25 protein-coding genes and 2 pseudogenes are annotated in these 17,658 nt (G+C 63.8%); 16 read left to right on the top strand and 11 right to left on the bottom strand.

Translation table 11 applies throughout. The features are described 5' to 3' along the window. Positions 1 to 127: 127 nt before the first annotated feature. Positions 128 to 856: an SDR family oxidoreductase gene (locus ACNJX9_RS11170; protein ID WP_439408780.1), complete on the bottom strand. Its 729-nt coding sequence runs from the start codon at positions 854 to 856 to the stop codon at positions 128 to 130. A 168-nt stretch (positions 857 to 1,024) separates the two neighbouring features. Continuing rightward, the gene (locus ACNJX9_RS11165) at positions 1,025 to 1,462 is read right to left on the bottom strand and encodes a VOC family protein (RefSeq protein ID WP_057754237.1); all 438 of its coding nucleotides are present in this window, start codon (positions 1,460 to 1,462) and stop codon (positions 1,025 to 1,027) included. A gap of 264 nt (positions 1,463 to 1,726) precedes the next feature. Here ACNJX9_RS11165 and ACNJX9_RS11160 point away from each other — a divergent pair, with 264 nt between their 5' ends. Together ACNJX9_RS11160 and ACNJX9_RS11155 are read left to right on the top strand one after the other, a co-directional pair. Continuing rightward, positions 1,727 to 2,122, top strand: a complete 396-nt coding sequence (locus ACNJX9_RS11160) for a hypothetical protein (RefSeq protein WP_057754233.1) — start codon at positions 1,727 to 1,729, stop codon at positions 2,120 to 2,122. Between the two features lie 11 nt (positions 2,123 to 2,133). Beyond that, positions 2,134 to 2,826 carry a glutathione S-transferase family protein gene (locus tag ACNJX9_RS11155; protein WP_439408779.1) on the top strand — a complete coding sequence of 231 codons (693 nt, stop codon included), beginning with the start codon at positions 2,134 to 2,136 and terminating at the stop codon, positions 2,824 to 2,826. A gap of 164 nt (positions 2,827 to 2,990) precedes the next feature. Here the strand turns inward: ACNJX9_RS11155 and ACNJX9_RS11150 are convergent, their stop codons facing one another. Continuing rightward, the gene (locus ACNJX9_RS11150; RefSeq protein ID WP_439408777.1) at positions 2,991 to 3,425 is read right to left on the bottom strand and encodes a hypothetical protein; all 435 of its coding nucleotides are present in this window, start codon (positions 3,423 to 3,425) and stop codon (positions 2,991 to 2,993) included. A gap of 481 nt (positions 3,426 to 3,906) precedes the next feature. On the opposite strand from ACNJX9_RS11150, the gene ACNJX9_RS11145 reads away from it, so the two are divergent. From ACNJX9_RS11145 to ACNJX9_RS11130, 4 genes are all read left to right on the top strand, one after another. Beyond that, positions 3,907 to 4,290, top strand: a complete 384-nt coding sequence (locus tag ACNJX9_RS11145; protein WP_439408776.1) for a RidA family protein — start codon at positions 3,907 to 3,909, stop codon at positions 4,288 to 4,290. 145 nt (positions 4,291 to 4,435) lie between these two features. Next, positions 4,436 to 4,696, top strand: a complete 261-nt coding sequence (locus ACNJX9_RS11140; RefSeq protein ID WP_057754219.1) for a hypothetical protein — start codon at positions 4,436 to 4,438, stop codon at positions 4,694 to 4,696. A 191-nt stretch (positions 4,697 to 4,887) separates the two neighbouring features. Beyond that, positions 4,888 to 5,142, top strand: coding sequence for a hypothetical protein (locus ACNJX9_RS11135; protein ID WP_057754216.1), 255 nt, complete (start codon positions 4,888 to 4,890; stop codon positions 5,140 to 5,142). 91 nt (positions 5,143 to 5,233) lie between these two features. Beyond that, complete coding sequence (locus ACNJX9_RS11130) at positions 5,234 to 5,872, top strand: hypothetical protein (protein WP_439408775.1); 639 nt, start codon at positions 5,234 to 5,236, stop codon at positions 5,870 to 5,872. Positions 5,873 to 5,878: 6 nt separating this feature from the next. Here the strand turns inward: ACNJX9_RS11130 and ACNJX9_RS11125 are convergent, their stop codons facing one another. Next, complete coding sequence (locus tag ACNJX9_RS11125) at positions 5,879 to 6,364, bottom strand: J domain-containing protein (protein ID WP_439408774.1); 486 nt, start codon at positions 6,362 to 6,364, stop codon at positions 5,879 to 5,881. Between the two features lie 111 nt (positions 6,365 to 6,475). On the opposite strand from ACNJX9_RS11125, the gene ACNJX9_RS11120 reads away from it, so the two are divergent. From ACNJX9_RS11120 to ACNJX9_RS11110, 3 genes and pseudogenes are all read left to right on the top strand, one after another. Continuing rightward, entirely contained in the window at positions 6,476 to 7,243 is a 768-nt protein-coding gene (locus ACNJX9_RS11120; RefSeq protein ID WP_439408772.1) for an SDR family NAD(P)-dependent oxidoreductase, read from the top strand. A 198-nt stretch (positions 7,244 to 7,441) separates the two neighbouring features. After that, positions 7,442 to 7,690: a helix-turn-helix domain-containing protein gene (locus ACNJX9_RS11115; RefSeq protein ID WP_057754205.1), complete on the top strand. Its 249-nt coding sequence runs from the start codon at positions 7,442 to 7,444 to the stop codon at positions 7,688 to 7,690. A gap of 284 nt (positions 7,691 to 7,974) precedes the next feature. Continuing rightward, positions 7,975 to 8,492, top strand: a pseudogene (locus ACNJX9_RS11110) (collagen-like protein). Positions 8,493 to 8,594: 102 nt separating this feature from the next. Here the strand turns inward: ACNJX9_RS11110 and ACNJX9_RS11105 are convergent. After that, the gene (locus ACNJX9_RS11105; protein WP_057754199.1) at positions 8,595 to 8,810 is read right to left on the bottom strand and encodes a hypothetical protein; all 216 of its coding nucleotides are present in this window, start codon (positions 8,808 to 8,810) and stop codon (positions 8,595 to 8,597) included. 97 nt (positions 8,811 to 8,907) lie between these two features. Then, a complete protein-coding gene (locus tag ACNJX9_RS11100; protein WP_439408770.1) occupies positions 8,908 to 9,174 on the bottom strand; it encodes a DUF2277 domain-containing protein in 267 nt (88 codons plus the stop codon). A 37-nt stretch (positions 9,175 to 9,211) separates the two neighbouring features. Here ACNJX9_RS11100 and ACNJX9_RS11095 point away from each other — a divergent pair. The 3 genes and pseudogenes from ACNJX9_RS11095 to ACNJX9_RS11085 all read left to right on the top strand — a co-directional run. Continuing rightward, a pseudogene (locus ACNJX9_RS11095) lies at positions 9,212 to 9,453 on the top strand (hypothetical protein); the annotation flags it as partial. Between the two features lie 166 nt (positions 9,454 to 9,619). Next, positions 9,620 to 9,964, top strand: coding sequence for a hypothetical protein (locus ACNJX9_RS11090; RefSeq protein ID WP_128950206.1), 345 nt, complete (start codon positions 9,620 to 9,622; stop codon positions 9,962 to 9,964). Positions 9,965 to 10,040: 76 nt separating this feature from the next. Continuing rightward, complete coding sequence (locus ACNJX9_RS11085; RefSeq protein WP_057754446.1) at positions 10,041 to 10,643, top strand: MSMEG_1061 family FMN-dependent PPOX-type flavoprotein; 603 nt, start codon at positions 10,041 to 10,043, stop codon at positions 10,641 to 10,643. Between the two features lie 128 nt (positions 10,644 to 10,771). Here the strand turns inward: ACNJX9_RS11085 and bfr are convergent, their stop codons facing one another. From bfr to ACNJX9_RS11070, 3 genes are all read right to left on the bottom strand, one after another. Then, positions 10,772 to 11,260: a bacterioferritin gene (gene bfr, locus ACNJX9_RS11080; RefSeq protein ID WP_011089420.1), complete on the bottom strand. Its 489-nt coding sequence runs from the start codon at positions 11,258 to 11,260 to the stop codon at positions 10,772 to 10,774. 131 nt (positions 11,261 to 11,391) lie between these two features. After that, complete coding sequence (locus ACNJX9_RS11075) at positions 11,392 to 11,664, bottom strand: (2Fe-2S)-binding protein (protein WP_057754191.1); 273 nt, start codon at positions 11,662 to 11,664, stop codon at positions 11,392 to 11,394. 166 nt (positions 11,665 to 11,830) lie between these two features. Beyond that, positions 11,831 to 12,121, bottom strand: coding sequence for a hypothetical protein (locus ACNJX9_RS11070; RefSeq protein ID WP_439408767.1), 291 nt, complete (start codon positions 12,119 to 12,121; stop codon positions 11,831 to 11,833). 128 nt (positions 12,122 to 12,249) lie between these two features. On the opposite strand from ACNJX9_RS11070, the gene ACNJX9_RS11065 reads away from it, so the two are divergent. Continuing rightward, the gene (locus ACNJX9_RS11065) at positions 12,250 to 12,582 is read left to right on the top strand and encodes a hypothetical protein (protein WP_057754185.1); all 333 of its coding nucleotides are present in this window, start codon (positions 12,250 to 12,252) and stop codon (positions 12,580 to 12,582) included. A gap of 238 nt (positions 12,583 to 12,820) precedes the next feature. Then, positions 12,821 to 13,105 (top strand): hypothetical protein, encoded by a 285-nt coding sequence (locus ACNJX9_RS11060; RefSeq protein ID WP_057754182.1) that lies wholly within the window; start codon positions 12,821 to 12,823, stop codon positions 13,103 to 13,105. A gap of 81 nt (positions 13,106 to 13,186) precedes the next feature. Here ACNJX9_RS11060 and ACNJX9_RS11055 read toward each other — a convergent pair whose 3' ends face one another. Continuing rightward, positions 13,187 to 14,413: a lytic murein transglycosylase gene (locus ACNJX9_RS11055; RefSeq protein WP_439408766.1), complete on the bottom strand. Its 1,227-nt coding sequence runs from the start codon at positions 14,411 to 14,413 to the stop codon at positions 13,187 to 13,189. A gap of 7 nt (positions 14,414 to 14,420) precedes the next feature. After that, entirely contained in the window at positions 14,421 to 16,070 is a 1,650-nt protein-coding gene (ettA, locus tag ACNJX9_RS11050) for an energy-dependent translational throttle protein EttA (protein WP_439408765.1), read from the bottom strand. A gap of 232 nt (positions 16,071 to 16,302) precedes the next feature. Here ettA and ACNJX9_RS11045 point away from each other — a divergent pair, with 232 nt between their 5' ends. Further along, complete coding sequence (locus ACNJX9_RS11045) at positions 16,303 to 16,512, top strand: hypothetical protein (protein WP_439408764.1); 210 nt, start codon at positions 16,303 to 16,305, stop codon at positions 16,510 to 16,512. Positions 16,513 to 16,657: 145 nt separating this feature from the next. Further along, positions 16,658 to 17,620 (top strand): D-2-hydroxyacid dehydrogenase family protein, encoded by a 963-nt coding sequence (locus ACNJX9_RS11040; RefSeq protein ID WP_439408763.1) that lies wholly within the window; start codon positions 16,658 to 16,660, stop codon positions 17,618 to 17,620. Positions 17,621 to 17,658: the final 38 nt, after the last annotated feature.

Genomic DNA, 17,658 nt, shown 5'->3' with positions numbered 1-17,658 from the left:
ACGCTCTCCAAGGACACAACTCTCGTAGGGTGGGCAAAGGCGCCCTTGCGCCGTGCCCACCACCTTCCGACAGAACGTGGGCACGTCGCGCGAAGACGCGCGCCTTGCCCACCCTACGAGAGCATGGCTACAGGTCGAAATTGGTCGGCATCATCACGACGTCGCGGATGGTCATGCCGCGCGGGCGGGTCAGCATGAACATCACGACTTCGGCGACTTCGCTGGGCTCCAGCAGGCTGCCGGAATCCCTCGCCTCCTGCAGCTTCTCGGCCGGCCAGTCCGCGAGCAGCGCGGTGACGACGGGGCCGGGCGAGATCGAGCCGACGCGAATGCCGTGCTTGAAGACCTGGCGCCGCACGGTCTGGACGAAGCAGTTGATCGCCCATTTCGACGAGGCATAGACCGGCTCCCATGGCGTCGGGAAATGCGCCGCCAGCGAGCTGGTGACGATGATGTCGCCGCTGCGGCGCGCGATCATGTGCGGCAGCACGTCGTGCACGTTCTTCATCACGACGTTGACGTTCAGGTTCAGCATCCGGTCGATCGCAATGGTGTCCGCATCGACGAGGTCGCCGCCGACATAGCTGCCTGCGTTGGCGTGGAAGATGTCAAGCTGCCCCGCCTTCTCCAGCACGCGCGGCAGCAACGTCGCGCAGTCTTTGGGGTCGAGCAGGTCCACGACCAGCAGGATCACGGCATCGCCATGCTTGTCGCGAAGCGTGTTGAGCGCAGCCTCGTCACGATCGACCATCACCACGCGCGCGCCCGCGGCCAGCATCGCTTCAGAGCTCGCCAACCCGATGCCCGACGCCGCCCCGGTCACGGCCGCAACCTTGCCTTCCAACGCTCTTGCCATGAGATCACCATTCGCTGAGGTCGACAGTATAGCGATACGAGGCAAATTGGCGATGTGGAACACTGTCCTCGTAGGGCGGGTTAGCCTGGCGGATTGCGCGAAGCGCAAGCCGCCAGGCGTAACCTACCAAGTCTGCTGCTGCGGTGACGGAAGCGGTGGGTTACGCCCTCACCCCGCATACGCCTTGTCCAACTCCGCAATCACGAGCTTCCGCATCCCCATCATCGCCTGCATGACGCGGTTCGCCTTGGTGCGATCAGGATCGCTGAGATAGCGGCCGAGCGCGGATGGGATCACCTGCCAGGACAGGCCGAACTTGTCCTTGAGCCAGCCGCAGCGGGATTCCTCGCCGCCGTCGGCGGTGAGCGCTTGCCAAAAGTAATCCACCTCCTCCTGCGTCTCGACGCTGACGAAGAACGACACCGCCTCGTTGAACCGGTATTGCGGCCCGCCATTGAGCGCGTGGAAGCGCTGCCCTTCGAGCTCGAACACCGCCATGAAGTCGCTGACGGTCTCGACTTTGGCGTTGGGGAATACGGATTTGTAAAAGGCGACGGCATCAGGAACATTGTTGTCGAACCAGAGAAACGGCGTGATGGAGGTCATGTCAGGATATCCTTTGCCTTGGACCAGGCGCGCACAGGCACGCCGTCGCACGAAGGACGAAGGCGGGGGCGATAATCCGACAGGCGGAATAGCATTTTTTGATCCGGAGAGCGGCCTCCGCCAAACGGATGATGCCGGGGAATCCTCCGATCGACGTCGTGTGCGGACACTTGCCAGGGCCTGACAGCAGCGATACGACTTTGAGTGGAAACCGCGTTGGAACAGCCGGGCCTCAACCGGCGCACATGTCGAGGATGCCGCCGCATGAGCGACGATCTCTCCGGTGTCTGGGACGGCACTTACATCCAACCCGGCACGGGAATGGTCACGTTCACGGCGACGCTGGTCGAGGCCGGCGGCGCGCTCTCAGGCTGCGTCACCGAACCCTGCTCCAATCCGCGCTGCCCGGTGCGAACCCACAGCGCCTCGATCACGGGCCATCGCGCCGGCAGCGTGGTGTCCTTCGTCAAGCGCTACGAGCCGCCCGGCTACGGCTTCGACATCGTCAACTATGACGGCATCATGAACGGAGAGGCGACCGAGATCGACGGGCGCTGGCGGCTTCCGGGCACGTCAGGATCGTTCCTGATGATCCGCTCCGGCATGCGCGCAGAGGCCGCCACCACCGACAAACGAGCCACGACGCCCGCCCGCGAGTAAAGGGAGCCATCATGCTGACGCTCTATTCCTATCCGAAGCTGTTCGGCGTCGCCGACAACAACGGCTATGGGCTCAAGGTCTACGCGTTCCTGAAGCTGTCAGGCGTTCCGTTCGTGCATGAGCATATCTTCGATGCCTCGGCCGCACCGCGCGGGCAGCTGCCTTATATTGTCGACGACGGCGACACCATCGGCGACAGCGAGACCATCATCGCGCATGCGATCGCAAAATATCATCTGACCATCGATGCCGGACTGTCGCCGGCACAGCGCCGCACGCATCATTTCGTCACGCGCATGCTCGATGATCTCTACTGGGTGATGTCCTATTCGCGCTGGAAGGACGAGCGCTATTATCCCGCGTTTCGCGACGGCTTCATCGCGCAACATCAGCAGATCGATGCTGCCGGCTTCGAGAAGGCGAAAGCCTACAACGCGCAGCGCTACCACTACCAGGGCATCGGCCGCTACACGCCGGAGCAGGCCTACGCGCGGGGGCTGGCCGATTTGCAGGTGCTGGCCGAGATCGTGCCCGCAAATAGCTTCGTCGATGGCGAGCGCCCCACCAGCTGCGATGCCGGCATCTACGGCTTCATCGCGAATATCTATTACTTTCCGATCCCGACGCCGCTGAAGGCCTTCGTCGATGCGCATGGCAATCTCGTCGCGCATTGCGAGCGGGTGCATGCGATGGTGAGCGGGTAGCCGGTCCGGGATCTCGTAGGGTGGGTTAGTCCTGCGGATGCGCGAAGCGTAGGCCGCGGGGCGTAACCCACCATTTCTGTCACCGCGGAAACCAAAGAGGTGGGTTACGCATCGCGACCGCGCTTCGCGCCGTCGCGACGCTAACCAACCTACGGCACCGTGCCCTACTGCATCGTGATCGCAAGGCCGGAGAGATCGGCATTCGCCATCAGGCCGGTCTGGGTGCCCGACAGCTCCAGCACCGCGCCCTTCTGGTTGGTGAGCACGATGGCGCGGGCGCCGCGGCCGACGGCAAGGCCTGCCCCGGCAGCGCCGTAGACGCCGGCAACGTCGGAGGGCCTGACGATATTGGAGACGCGGCCGCGCAGCACGGTCTTGGAACCGCCGAAGACGAGGCCGTAATCGAGCCCGCCGGTCGAGAGCCCATAGGAGCGGCCGTGGAAGTTCAAAACGCCCGAACCGCCGGAGCCGCCGATGAACCAGCCCGCCTTGTAGATCGTCAGCACCACGGTGCCGCCGTCGGCCTGCGCCGCGGTCGAAAGGCCGGCAAAAGCGGCCATGGCGATGAGCACGGCACGCAAGGTGGAAGCAATCTTCATGAGGCGTCTCCGGGGGCTATTTTCTCGGGAGGAAAAGCGAATCAGACGCAGCAATCTATCCGATCGATCGCGGCGGCAACATGATGGGGCGAGTTTCTGCGAGTGCGGTGGCAGCTGGGCTCGCGGTAATCCCTCATTCTCCGTCATTGCGAGCGCAGCGAAGCAAGCCAGAATCTTTCCGCAGAAACAGTCTGGCTTGCTTCGCTTCGCTCGCAATGACGGGTGGATGGATCCCGGGCTCTCACAGTCGGCGGGGGCACGCGGGGAGAGGAGATGCGAGCCGCCCGCCCCCGCACCCATCCCCATCATGCCATCCTGCCACTGTTTTGCCCGACGGGTCAACGCGCATTTCTCCCTTCCCGAATTTGCGTTTTGGCCGATCATTTCTACTGTGCATGGGGTTGTTTTCGCGTTTTGCGTTGGAGCCGGCCGCGCTTCCCGCTACGCTTCGCTCAACTTACCCGCACCCTCCGAGGCCCCCATGCCGATCCAGCATTTCGCGCCCCCGCCGCACGTCAAGGCGCCGCCGCTCTCCTTCGCGACCCGTGTCGGCGACCTCTTGTTCGTGTCAGGCATTCCCGGCTTCGATGCCCATGGCGCGCTGCCTGACGGCTTCGAGGCGCAGTTCGCCAACGTCGTCGTCAACATCAAGCGCGTGCTGGACGAGGCCGGTGCCACGACGCGCGACCTCGTCAAGGTCAACGTGCTCCTGACCCGCCCCACTGATGTTGCCGCGATGAATGCGCTCTATGCCGGCGCGTTCGGCCCGCCGCCATTCCCTGCACGCACCACCTGCGTGGTGCAGGCGCTGCCCGATCCCAGAATGCTGATCGAGATCGAGGCGGTGGCGTCGCTGGCGAAGTGAGCGTGTGTGTCCTGCAGGGCACGCAGCCAAACCAAGTGGTCGCGCCGGTCTGACATGTCCGTGAAAGCCGGCTCTCCGGCTTGCAAAACAGCTGTTTTTACCGCACGAATTTTCGGTTCACCCGTCCAGACTGAGGAGATTTTCCATGCGTCGCGTTTTCGCCCTTTGTGCCGTTGCCGGCATCGCCAGCTCCGTCTTTGCCGCGCCCGCCTCCGCGAAGGTCGGCTATTACGTGATCCGCTGGGACAACACGGGCATCTGCCAGGTCTGGAACGAGGACCTGCACTACAAGCCGCTGCAGTGGGGCGTCTCGACCTACAAGGTCGTCAGCAAGCCGTTGCCGACCTTCGCCCAGGCTTCCGACCTCCAGATCAAGATGCGTGGCGAGCGCCGCTGCACGCTCTGAGCCATCAGGCGGGTCCCGATATCGAGGGCGGGTTGCGCAAGCAGCCCGCCCTTTCCTTTTGGGGGCTTTGAACCTGATCAGCACACGGCACTACTCACCTCTTGTCCGGGGCGCAGGCTGAGGAAGCGCCCCGCACTCCTCCCCGTCATTGTCGGGAGGCGCATCACATCTTTCAATTGAGGAGCTGATCCATGCATCGCCGTATTTCCATGCTCTGCGCTGCCGCCGGTCTCGCCGCCGCCGCTTTCGTCGCTGCGAGCCCCGCCGAAGCCGGCTATCATTTGATCCGCTGGCAGGACAGCGGCTTCTGCCAGATCTGGGACGAGAGCATTCCGACAACGCCGTGGCCCGCCGGCTATCATCGCGCCAGCACGACCGTTCCGACCTTCGTCGACGCACTCGCGATCAAGGACAGCGCGCTCAAGGCCGGTCACTGCCGCTGGTAAGTCCTCGATCGGCGGACGACAGGGCCGGGCAAGGATGCGACGCTAGCATCCTTGCCCGGTGGTTTTTTGCCTCCCGAACAGGAGCAGCTCGATGCGCGCACGGACCACGACGCTGGCGGCCCTCGCCGCTTCGCTCCTGCTTGCCGCTGCAGTGCAGGCGCAAGCCCCGCTATCCTTCCGCGTCATCTCGCCGATCTTCGGCCAGCTCGTCGCCTTCGCGATGCCGTCGCGTTTCGCGGCGGTGTTCGAGAACACCAGGGGCGGCCACTACATCCGCGAAGCCGTGCTGAAGGGTGAGACGCCCGAGCGCTGGACGCAGATGATCACGGTGACAGGCGAAAAGGGCATGACGCTGACGCCGGGGAGCTCGCCGGAGATGTTCGCGGGTACCATCGCCGGCGGCTTCAAATCGGCCTGCCCCGACAGCTTTGCGGCGCGGCCCTTGGGCGAGACCAGGTTCGGCCGCTTCGAGGGCTTTGTCGCGGTGATCGGCTGCGGCCGCATCGACAGCGGCCCGACGCGGCACAGCGAAACCACGCTGCTGATCACGTTGAAGGGCACGAGCGACTATTACACCATCCAATGGGCCGAGCGCGGCCCCGAAAGCGACGAGCCGCCGGTCAACGACATCAGCTGGCAAGCGCGCCTGCGCGACCTCAGTCCGATTGATCTCTGCCCGATCATGCCGGGCGAAGCTGCGCCCTATCCGAGCTGCCTCAACAAGAGCTGAGCGCTCTCAGGCGTCCTTGTGCGCGCCGGGATGAATCAAAACGTCGCGCGCGGCCGCGAGGTCGATGAAGGCCTGCGCGCTGCCGCCCTGGTCGGGATGCATGCCCTTGGCGGCGCGGCGATAGGCCTGGTTGATATCCTCGCAAGTGAGCTGCACCGCGAGCGGCAGGCCAAGCATCTTGCGCGCCCGATCCTCGCTGGACAGTTTCTTTGGCGCCGCGTTGCGACGGCCAAAGCGCGGCGCAGTCAGATCATGGACGACGTCGAGGATCACGCCGATGCGGCGGCGCGCGGCCAGCGTCACTCCGTGATCGTCATTGTCCGCGGCCTGGCGCAGCACGGGCAGCGCCTGTCCGGCAGCCTGGCGCAGCGTGGCATCCGTGCTCATCCTGATGATCTCGGCCACCAGCCGGCCCGCCTCGGCCCACTCCGCCGTGTCCGACGCCCGCAGGCGCTCGAGCGCCAGTTTCCAGGATTCAAGTCGTTCCATCATGCGCGCAACGTTTAGCAACGCGGACGAGTATGCCAAGGCTGCCGTTTCCGACCCCTTAATTTCGGGTTAGCCTTTCATGAAACTTAGAAGCGAATCCGGGAGGAAATTGCCATGGCATTGCTCGCAAACCACATCGCTGTCGTCACGGGCGCCGGATCCGGCATCGGCCGGGCGATTGCCGCCGGCTATGCCCGCGAAGGCGCGCAAGTGGTGCTGCTCGACGTCAACGCCGCCACGGTCGCGGAGGCCGCCGAGGAGATCCGCAAGGCCGGCGGCAAGGCTACGAGCTTCGCGCTCGACGTGACCAGGCGTGACGACTGTTTCGCACTGGCCAAGCAGGTCGCCGATAAGGTCGGGCAGGTCTCGATCCTCGTCAACAATGCCGGCATCACCCGCCGCAATGCCTTTACCGCCGAGACTGAAGCGGTGGCGAAGGACTGGAACGACATCATCTCGCTCAACCTCAACGGCGTTTTCAACATCACGCAGGCATTCCTCAGCCCCCTGCGCGCAACCAAGGGCCGCATCGTCAATATCGCCTCGATCCAGTCCTTCGTGCATCTGCGCACGCCGAGTTCGGCGGCCTACACCACTTCGAAGCATGGCGTGCTCGGCTTCACCAAGGCGCTCGCGGTCGAGCTCGGCAGGGAGGGCGTGCGCGTCAACGCGATCGGGCCGGGCTTCATCGAGACCAACCTCAACGCCCATGTGCGCGCCACCAATCCGGCATTGGTGCAGGCCTTCGTCGACCACACCCCGCTCGCGCGCACCGGCAAGCCCGAGGACATCGTCGGTCCCGCGATCTTCCTCGCGTCAGACCTGTCGTCCTTCGTCACAGGATCGATCGTGATGGTCGACGGCGGATATCGCACGGTGTGAGCGAGATCGGTCCGCATCGCTATGCATCTTATGCCAATCGCGGCAACGCGGCGGCATTCCCAAGGTCAATTCGTAGCGATCGCCTGGAATTAACCTTTCATTAACCAAAGCCGCCCACCGTAGATCTACGGATTAGGAGTCGTTGTTCTCGATCCGCTTCCAACGATGGAAGCGGGCGTTGATCGGGGGAGTGTATTGATGACCACTGTTCATGTCGCGGCGCCCGAGCAGGGCACGCAATTGCTTGCACCCAATGAGATCGTTCCACTGTTGATCGGCGCGACCGTCGGCGAGGTCGAGCGCGAGCTGGTACTGCAGACGCTCGCGCGCTGCGACGGCAACCGCACGCGTGCCTCGCGCGTGCTCGGCCTGTCGGTGCGCACGCTGCGCAACAAGATCAGGATCTATGCGGCCTCCGGCATCGAGGTGCCGGCCTATCACGACTAGCGCGTGACGGCGCCGAGGAGCGTCCGGTACAGCTTCGTGCCGGCAAGCAGTGACGTCGTGATGATCGCGATCCAGGCCGCGGTCGATTGCGCACAACGCGAACGCCGTCAGTATCGCCCATGACGGCTGCGGCTCCTCGGCGTAGCCGACCGGGACGACGTCGGGGCACGATGCCGTCTTGCAGCGCCGATTGATGTTGATCAAGCCCGCCACGACGCCCGGCCGGAATTGCTGCTGCCGTCAAACGCCGCTAATTAGCAAGCGTGCCAAGAGGGAGCAGCGGCGTGGCAGACGATCAGGGACGGCCGGGACCGCAGGGTCCGCGCGGACGGCAGGGCGAACCGGGACGGCCGGGGCCGCAGGGTCATCCGGGCAAGCGCGGCCCGGACGGCGCGCGCGGCAAGCCGGGACCACAAGGCAAGCCTGGACCGACCGGAAAGGCTGGACCGCAGGGCAAGCCTGGCTTGCCAGGCAAGGCAGGCGAGGTCGGTCCGCGGGGTGCCGCAGGACCCCAGGGCCCGCAGGACCTCAGGGCCCCGCAGGACCTCAGGGCCCAGTCGGTCCGCAGGGCCCGCCCGGCCAGTTGCCATCGATCGAGCAAGTGCTGCCGTGGCTCGATCAGCTGTTCGACGCTTGGGACGAGCGCCGCCGCCAGCGCGAGCAGGAAGCCGCCGAGCGCACCGCCCTCGAAGCTGCAGTGCACGAGGTTGAAGATGCGTCCTCGGATAACGATAGCGACGAGGGCGAAGGCGACGAGCCCAAGAAAAAGAAGAAAAAGAAGAAGCACGGCCAGAAGGGCTAAAGCATGATCCGGAAAAATGCGAAGCGGTTTTCCGAAAAGATCATGCTCAAACCACGAGCTAAAGCGCGATGATCCATCCTAATCTCATCGCGCTTTGCGCCGTTACTTCGCCTGGTTGTCACGTCGCGGCACCATGCCCATGCGCTCGAACTGCCAGCGCATGGCGCGGTACCAGAGATAGCCGACAGCCGCGCCGCAAACCGCCAGGATCACCACGTTCGCGCTCGAGAACGAGCCGCTCCACCACATCATCCACGCTGTCCACAACAGCGTGAATATGATGGCACCTGCTTTCAGCGGAAGAAGGGGACGGCTCATGGTTCCTGCTCCGGGTTGTCAGAACCCCGGCAGACATCATCGCGCGTCACGGCCAACGCCACCGTGAGGCAGGTCACGGTGGGGCTTTGTGTAACGTCTAGCCGAAGCGCAGACGCGAACGCTCCTTCGCCTTCTCCGCCTCGACCTCTCGGTCGCGCGCCGGCGCGTGGGTATGCAGCGAGGTCAGTAGTTTTCGCGCAGCCTCTGAAACCTCCGCCACCGCCCGGTCGAAGGCCGCCTCATTGGCCTGTGAGGGCTTGTTGAAGCCGGAGAGCTTTCGCACGAACTGAAGCGCGCCGGCATGGATCTCCTCCTCCGTCGCCGGCGGCTCAAAATTGAACAGGGTCTTGATGTTGCGACACATGCAGTCTCTCCCGGTGATGTCCTCATAAGACGGTCGGCTCGATGCGTCCAAATATTACATCATCCTTCCAGATGCGATCGGCCACGGCAAATCGTCGAAGCCCTCCGATGGCATGAAGACGAGCCGACCGAGATGGCGTCGCGCAACTGGATGCTGCGGCGGATCATGCCCGACACCATCAGGAGCGATCCCGACTACAACAGCGGTAACTATACCGGCCAGCCACGAATGATGAAGGATGCGATCACCGCCCATGGCATCGCCAGCATCGGTGGCACGAACCGCACCGCAGCGCACGATGTAGACATCTTCCAGCGATCTCGATATCGCAACGCATCATGTGCGGCGCCCCCACGCCGCATATTATTTGAGCATGCAATGAGCCGACGGCTCGGGCTTAATCGCGTCAACGATACGAATCGACAACGCGATGAGGAGGATTTGCATGCACAGGCTTGCGCTGTGCGTTTGGCTCGCCGCGATGACGGGCACCGCGCTCGCGTTCGACAATGGCCAGTACGATAGCGTTCCACCCGACATCCGTGCGTGGTTCAAGAGCGTAATCGCGCCGAACGGCGTACCCTGCTGCGACATCTCCGATGGCCACCGCACGGACTACGACGTGCGCAAAGGTGCGTACTGGGTGCCGATCGAGGGACAGTGGATGGAGGTGCCTGAGCGCGCCATCATCCGCGATCGCGGCAATCCGGTCGGTCAAGCCGTGGTGTGGTACGTCCACCACCGCGGCGCAATCATCATCAGCTGCTTCGTGCCTGCCGACGCCGTCTGACGTCTCAAGCGGGAATTCATTGGCGGACGTAGCCCGATCGGGTAGTTTGACGCCGAGCTCATCCGGAGGCACGCCGTTGACTGACCTTTGCGCCGAAGACCTCGCCACCATCTATGCGAAGCCAACCCCGCGCGTGATCGCCAAGGCGCGTCCCGCGATCGATGCGCATGCGAGGAAGTTCATCGAGATGTCGCCGTTCTGCGTGCTCGCGACATCGGGCATCGATGGCAGCGTCGATGCCTCACCGCGCGGTGGCGGCGTCGGCTTTGTCCATGTCGCCGGCCCAAACCAGTTGCTGATGCCCGACCGCGCCGGCAATAACCGCATCGACAGTTTTCGCAATGTCGTTGAAGGCTCGGGGTTCGTGCATTTGCTGTTCTTCGTCCCTGGGATTGACGAAACGCTGCGCGTTGGCGGGCGCGGAACACTCTCGGCCGATCCGGATCTGCTCGCCGCGATGGTGGAGTTCGGCAAGCCGCCGCGCGCGGTGCTGAGCGTCGCCGTCAACGAAGTCTACTTCCACTGCGGCAAGGCTCTGATGCGCTCTAAGCTGTGGTCGACGGAGAAGGTGCCGCGCTCAGTGATGCCCAGCATCAGCCAGGTCATCCACGATCAGACCAGCCTCGGCGAGCCCGAAAGCCAGGAGATCGTGGAGGAGCGCTACAAGGCGCAGCTGTAACGGGATGTTCGCGGCTCGAACAGACCGTCATGCCCGGGCTCGTCCCGGGCATCCACGTTCTTCCTCCCGCGTCGCAAGACCTGGATGGCCGGGTCAAGCCCGGCCATGACGAAAGGAGAGAGCGAGGCTCAGTGCCCCTCGCCCTCGAGCCCGCCGACGTGCTTCTGGGTGTAGAGCTCGAGGCCGATGCGGCCGATCAAGTCGAGCTGGGTTTCGAGGAAGTCGATGTGGTGCTCCTCGTCGCTCATCAGCTTCTCGAACAGGTCGCGCGTGACGTAGTCCTTGACGCCGTGGCAGTAAGTCGCCGCTTCCTGGTAGAGCGCACGCGCGCTCATCTCGGCGGCAAGATCGCACTCGATGATCTCCTTGACGTTCTGGCCGATGCGGAGCGGATCCAGCACCTGCATGTTCGGGAAGCCGTCGAAGAACAGGATGCGCGCAGTGAGCTTGTCCGCGTGCTCCATCTCCTCGATGGACTCCTTGCGCCAGACCTTGGCCATGTCGAGGAGGCCCCAATTGTCGAGGAAGCGGTAGTGCAGCCAGTACTGGTTGATCGCAGTCAGTTCGTGACGCAGCGCCTTGTTGAGATAGTCGATAACTTTTGCGTCGCCTTGCATGGTCCACTCCAGCTCCTGCAGTCCAAATCGGTTCCATCCGATTTAGAACGCTTCTAAATGAGATTAAATACAAGGGCAACTGACTGCCGGGACGCAGCCGGGGAAAAGCTCAGCCGGCGTCGCGGAAATTTTCAGCAGGCCGCGAGGGCGAACTGGGCGGGTTCGGCGAACTCGTCGTTCGCAGCCACCGTGTGGCTGTGCGGGCAACCGGCGCAGCAGGACTGCGCACACGGGCCGAGCGCTTCGTCGATGATCGTCTTGATCGTTCGGGCGCAGCGACCGCATTCGGCGCTACAGCCGAGGCATCCATAGACCTGCTTGGCATGGCGCACAGCATCGTCGGACTCGGCGACGGCGGCGCGGATATCGTCATCGCTCAGCACGTTACAGGAACAAACGATCATGGAAGCGGTAGGCCCCTTCGGTGATGCACCATCATCGATATTTAAGGGGCCGGCCGGACGCAAAAGGAAAAACCGGTATTTCAAGCTATTCCAAACTGGCCCGGATAAAGCCTAGAACGGCTCTAAATTAGCGAGTTGCGCTGGATCAAAAGGAGCCGGACCGAGCTCAATCGCTGCTGCCGCCGCCTCCACCATCACCGCCGCCGCCACAATCTCCACCGCTGCCGCCGCTATCACCGGCGGAGCAGCTGCCGGTCGAGCTTCCGGAACTGTCGCTGGAGAACCAGCTTCCCAACGAGAAGCTGTCATTCGTCGTATCCGAATAGCTGTCGGCGCCGCCATCGCCGCCTGCTCTGGTGCGCGTCCGAGGGGCGCGGTTCTGCAGGTGGGTCATCAGGGCATAACCCACCACGCCAACGGCGCCGCAGGCGATCAGGGCATTGGTCAGGGCATTCATCGTCGTCTCCTGGAAGCCTCTGTCTCAACCATTGGTCGCACCCGTCCATTGCGCCGTTCATTGATCATTCAAGCGAAATATGGAACTTTGGCCGCAAGAGTTATGCGTTCCTGTGAAAGGTCGAGCCGATGAAGAAGACGCTATTGGCAATCGCTGCCGCCGCCACCCTGGTCCTGACGACGGGAGCGCCTGCCCACGCGCAGCGAGGTGTCGCAGCGGGCGTCGCCGCCGGCATCATCGGTGGTGCCATCGTCGGTGGCGCGCTGGCGTCTCCGTATTATTACGGACCCGGCCCCGGTTACGCCTATGGCCCAGGCTACGGCTACTATCCGCCCCGCTATTACGCGCCGGGTCCCGGCTACGTGGCCGACGACTATTACGGCGATGGTTGCGTCTGGCAGAAGCAGCGCTTCTGGGACGGCTACGCCTGGCGCGTTCGCCGCGTCCGAGTCTGTGGCTGAGCGCGTTAGACCGGATCGCTCGAGCCGTTCTCGTTGGGCCGGTTCACTACGGATGCGCCGTTCATCTCAAAGCCTGAAAAAGACCGCTTTTTCTCGTCACAGCTCCGTGCGCGTTTACCGTGGATTGACCAATTGCGCGCTTTCTAGCTGCAAGGCCAATTCCATTAGAGTGTGCGTGAACCTTTGAACCCTGGACGCTCCTAACAAGGGACGTCCTTCTCCCAGGAGAGCCAAGAGCATGAAGAAGACTATTGTTGCCGCCCTCACGGTTGCGACGATCGCCGGTTCGCTGGTGACCGCCACTCCGTCCGCCAAAGCCGGTGACAACATCGGCGCCGGCATCGCGGCCGGCCTGATCGGCGGCGCCATTGTCGGCGGCGCGATCGCATCGAGCCGTCCGGCCTATGGTGGCCCGGTTTACGTCGCCGAGCCCGCTCCGCCCCCGCCGCCCTGCTACTGGCAGCGGCAGCGCTATTGGGACGGTTACGGCTGGGTCATTCGCCCGGTTCGCGTCTGCTACTGATCCGATCGCACGGCGCTGACCAGGCGCTGCGATCGAAGCCCGGCCGAGACCATCGGCCGGGCTTTTTCTTTGGGAAAGCCGCTAGCGCGCGGCCTCGATCGAGCGCAGCACCTCTTCGCTCGGCCAGCAATCAACCTTGAGCCCCGCCGATTTCTGATAAGCGCCGAGCGCGGCGCGCGTCTGCATGCCGGCCTTGCCGTCGATCTTGTCCTTGTACAATCCGATGCGGGTGAGCTCGCGCTGCATCGCTTCCACATCCTTCGTACGCAGCTGCTTCGATGCCGACCATGGCGTCGCAAACGGCAGCGGGCTGGTCATGCGGTCGCTGAGATGACCGACGAACAGCACGTAAAGGTCGGAAAAATTGTATTCCTTGATGACGTAGTAATTCTTCGTGGTCAGGAATGCCGGACCATAGATGCCCTCCGGCTGAAGCAGTGAGGCCGGCTGGGCCTGCTCTGCGGCACTCAGCTTCTGCCCGCGCACCGGCACGAAGCCTTCACGCAACCACTGACCGATCGGCTTGGTCACCTCGGGCACGCCAATGGTGCAGTCGACCTTGGCAGGTGCCTGCACTTCATAGGCCCAGCGCACGCCACTCTGCCATCCCTTGTTGACGAGCTGCTGCGCAGCCGAGGCGAGCGCATCCGGCACCGAGTGCCAGATGTCGATGCGGCCATCGCCGTCGAAATCGACGCCATGCTTGTAATATTCGGACGGCAGGAATTGCGTGAGCCCTGTGGCACCCGCCCATGATGAGGTCATGTCCTTGCGCGTCACCACGCCCTCGCCGAGGATCTTCAGCGCGAGGATGAACTCGTTGCGATAGGTGTCCTTGCGCCGGCCGACATAGGCCTGCGTTGCCAGCACGCGGACGAGATCGTAGGGCAGTTTATAGCGACCATAGTCGGTTTCACGTCCCCAGATCGCGAGCATGACGGCCGCAGGGACGCCGGAGCTCTTCTCGATCTTCGTCAGCGCGACATTGTATTTTTGCAGCAGCCGCTGTCCCTCGCCCGCGAGATTCGCAATCGAGGCTTCCCGGACGTAATCGGCCGGCACCTGCACGAACTCGGCCTGCGACGGCGCACCGGTCGCGGGCCGCCCCGGCAGAATCAGATCAGGCAGCTTGTAGTCAGGCTCGAGCCCGCGCGTCTCCCGGTCGAACGTCGCGCGCGAGACGCCGGCCTCTTGCGCTTCCGGCCAGAGCGAGGCGATGAACTGCGTAAAGACAGCATCGGCAGCATGGGCGGACGGCCATCCGCCGGCGATGATGATCGCCGCAGCGATGAGCGCCCGCCGCATCATCACACCATCACCGCGTCAGCTTCTTGTACTTCACGCGGTGCGGGATGATGCTGTCCTGGCCGAGCCGGCGCATCTTGTCCTTTTCGTAATCCTGGAAGTTGCCTTCAAACCATTCGACATGACTGTCGCCTTCGAAGGCCAGGATGTGGGTCGCGATGCGGTCGAGGAACCAGCGATCGTGGCTGATGATGACGGCGCAGCCGGCGAAATCCTCCAGCGCCTCTTCGAGCGCGCGGAGCGTGTCGACGTCGAGGTCGTTGGTCGGTTCGTCGAGCAGCAGCACGTTGGCGCCGGACTTCAGCATCTTTGCCAGATGCACGCGGTTGCGTTCACCGCCGGAGAGCGCACCGACCTTCTTCTGCTGGTCGGCACCCTTGAAGTTGAAGGAGGAGCAATAGCCGCGCGAGTTCACTTCCTTCTTGCCGAGCAGGATCAGCTCGTTGCCGCCGGAGATTTCCTCCCACACGGTCTTCTTGCCGTCGAGCGCATCGCGTGACTGGTCGACATAGCCCAGATGCACGGTCTCGCCGATCGTGATCGTGCCCTTGTCGGGCTTGTCCTGCCCCGTGATCATCCTGAACAGCGTGGTCTTGCCGGCGCCGTTGGGACCGATGACACCGACGATGCCGCCGGGCGGCAGCTTGAAGGTGAGATCGTCGATCAGCAGGCGATCGCCGAAGCCTTTGCTGAGGCCTTCGAAATCGACCACGTTGGCACCGAGCCGCTCGGCCACGGGAATGATGATCTGCGCGGTCTGGGTCTGCTTCTCGCTTGCCTGCTTGAGCAGTTCCTCATAGCGCTGGTAGCGCGCCTTCGACTTGGCCTGGCGTGCCTTGGGCGACGAGGCGACCCATTCCTGCTCGCGGGCGAGCGTCTTCTGGTGCGCGGCGTCCTCGCGGCCTTCCTGCTCGAGACGCTTCTGCTTCTGCACCAGCCAGGACGAATAATTGCCCTCGTAGGGGATGCCGCGGCCGCGATCGAGCTCGAGGATCCACCCCGTGACGTTGTCGAGGAAGTAGCGATCGTGGGTGACGATCAGGATGGCGCCGGGATAGTTGCGAAGATGACCTTCCAGCCACGACACGGATTCGGCGTCGAGATGGTTGGTCGGTTCGTCCAGCAGAAGGAGGTCGGGCTGGTCGAGCAGAAGACGGCACAGCGCGACACGGCGGCGCTCGCCGCCGGAGAGCTTCGTCACGTCGGCATCATCGGGCGGGCAGCGCAGCGCGTCCATGGCCTGGTCGACCTTGCTGTCGAGATCCCAGAGGCCCTGGGCCTCGATCTCGTCCTGCAGCTTGGTCATCTCGTCGGCGGTCTCGTCCGAATAATTGACGGCGAGCTCGTTGTAGCGGTCCAGAATCGCCTTCTGCTTGGCGACCCCCTGCATGACGTTCTCGCGGACGGACAGCTTCGGATCCAGTTGCGGCTCCTGCTCGAGATAGCCGACGCGGGCGCCCTCGGCGACCCAGGCCTCGCCGGTATATTCCTTGTCGAGGCCCGCCATGATCTTGAGCAAGGTCGACTTACCAGAGCCGTTGACGCCGAGAACGCCGATCTTGGCGTCCGGGTAAAAGCTGAGATGGATGTTGTCGAGCACCTTCCGGGTCGGGTAGCTCTTGGTCAGGCCTTGCATGAAATAGATGAACTGGCGCGCCATCGGTCCCGTGAAACCTTCAATTTGAGGAGATTTGCTAGCCGCCGATGTAGCGATCCCGCCCCCAAAGGGCAATGTTTTCCCTCCGTTCACCACGGATGAATACTGGCCGGACACCATCCGGCCACCGATCCGGACAATTGAAACCATCTTTTAATCAATCAGGCCAAAGCTCGGTTCGCGCGGCAACAGCGCCACCCGCTCAGAATGAACGGGAGCACAGCGAGGCCCCATCATGGCTCTGATTGAGACCCATTCCCTTCCCGTTCCGGCGGAAGCCGGTCGCGCGAACGCGCTCGTGTCCGAGATCAAGGGTTTCTGGAAGCGCTTCTTCGCCACCGCCTTCAATCCCTACCGGCCCGAACTGCACTATATGCGCGGCCCCGGCCCCGCCTGGCGCGCCAAGCACGGCATGGATGCACCGATCCGGTTGAAGCCGCGCTGAAGCGCCCCGTCCCTGTCGGATTTTTGAAGTCCCGGACTGCTTGCGCGCGAGGCTGATTGCGCGCAACCATGGCGCCGTTCCGACAATGGCGCCCCGCCCGGCGCTGTCACCTCTCGCCGTCAACTCTGGCCTTGGATCGACGCTGATGACGCGGCTGCGCTGTGCAATCCTCGACGACTATTTCAACCTCGCCCTCGACGTCGCCGACTGGTCGAAACTCTCCGACCGGATCGACACCACCGTGTTCAGCCATCCCTTCACCTCGGAGCAGGCTGCGGCCAGCGCGCTCGCCGATTTCGAGATCATCTGCGCGATGCGCGAGCGCACGGCGTTCCCCCGGAGCCTGTTCGACAAGCTGCCGAAGCTGAGGCTGCTGCTCACGTCGGGCATGCGCAACGCGGCGATCGACATGGAGGCGGCGAAGGCCAAGGGCGTCGTGATCGGCGGCACGCAATATTCGCGTGATCCAACTGCGTCGCTGACCATGGGCCTCATCCTGGAGCTGACCCGCGGCATCGGCCGCGAGAATGCGCGCATGCATGCCGGCGCGCCCTGGCAGACCTTTGCCGGTGTCGAGATCGAAGGCCTGACGCTCGGCATCGTCGGCCTCGGCAAGCTCGGTAGCAAGATGGCCGGCATCGCCAAGGCATTCGGCATGAACGTGATCGCCTGGAGCCCGAACCTCACGCCGGAGAAGTGCGCCGGCGCCGGCGTCGGCTACGCCACCAAGGAGGAGCTGTTCGCGAAGGCCGACATCGTCACCATCCATGTGGTGCTGAGCGAGCGCTCGCGCGGCCTCGTCAGCCGCGAGGATCTTGCGCGGATGAAGCCGACCGCGTTCCTCGTCAACACCGCGCGCGGGCCCATTGTCGATGAGGCCGCGCTGCTGGAGGCCTTGCAGCAGCGGAGCATCGCGGGCGCTGGCCTCGACGTATTCTCGGTCGAGCCGCTGCCGGTCGACCATCCCTTCCGCAAGCTCGACAATGTCGTGCTGACGCCGCATCTCGGCTACGCTACCAAGGACGGCTTGCGCATCCACTACGGCCAGATGGTCGAGGCGATCGAGGCCTTCACCAAGGGTAGTGAGCCGCCTCGCAAGCTCGCCTGAAATGACGAAGGGCGTGCCGATGGCACGCCCTTTTGCAA

It is taken from the genome of Bradyrhizobium sp. BLXBL-03 (genome assembly GCF_051853015.1).
GTDB lineage: Bacteria > Pseudomonadota > Alphaproteobacteria > Rhizobiales > Xanthobacteraceae > Bradyrhizobium > Bradyrhizobium manausense.
This window is presented reverse-complemented; position numbering and strand designations above follow the sequence as displayed.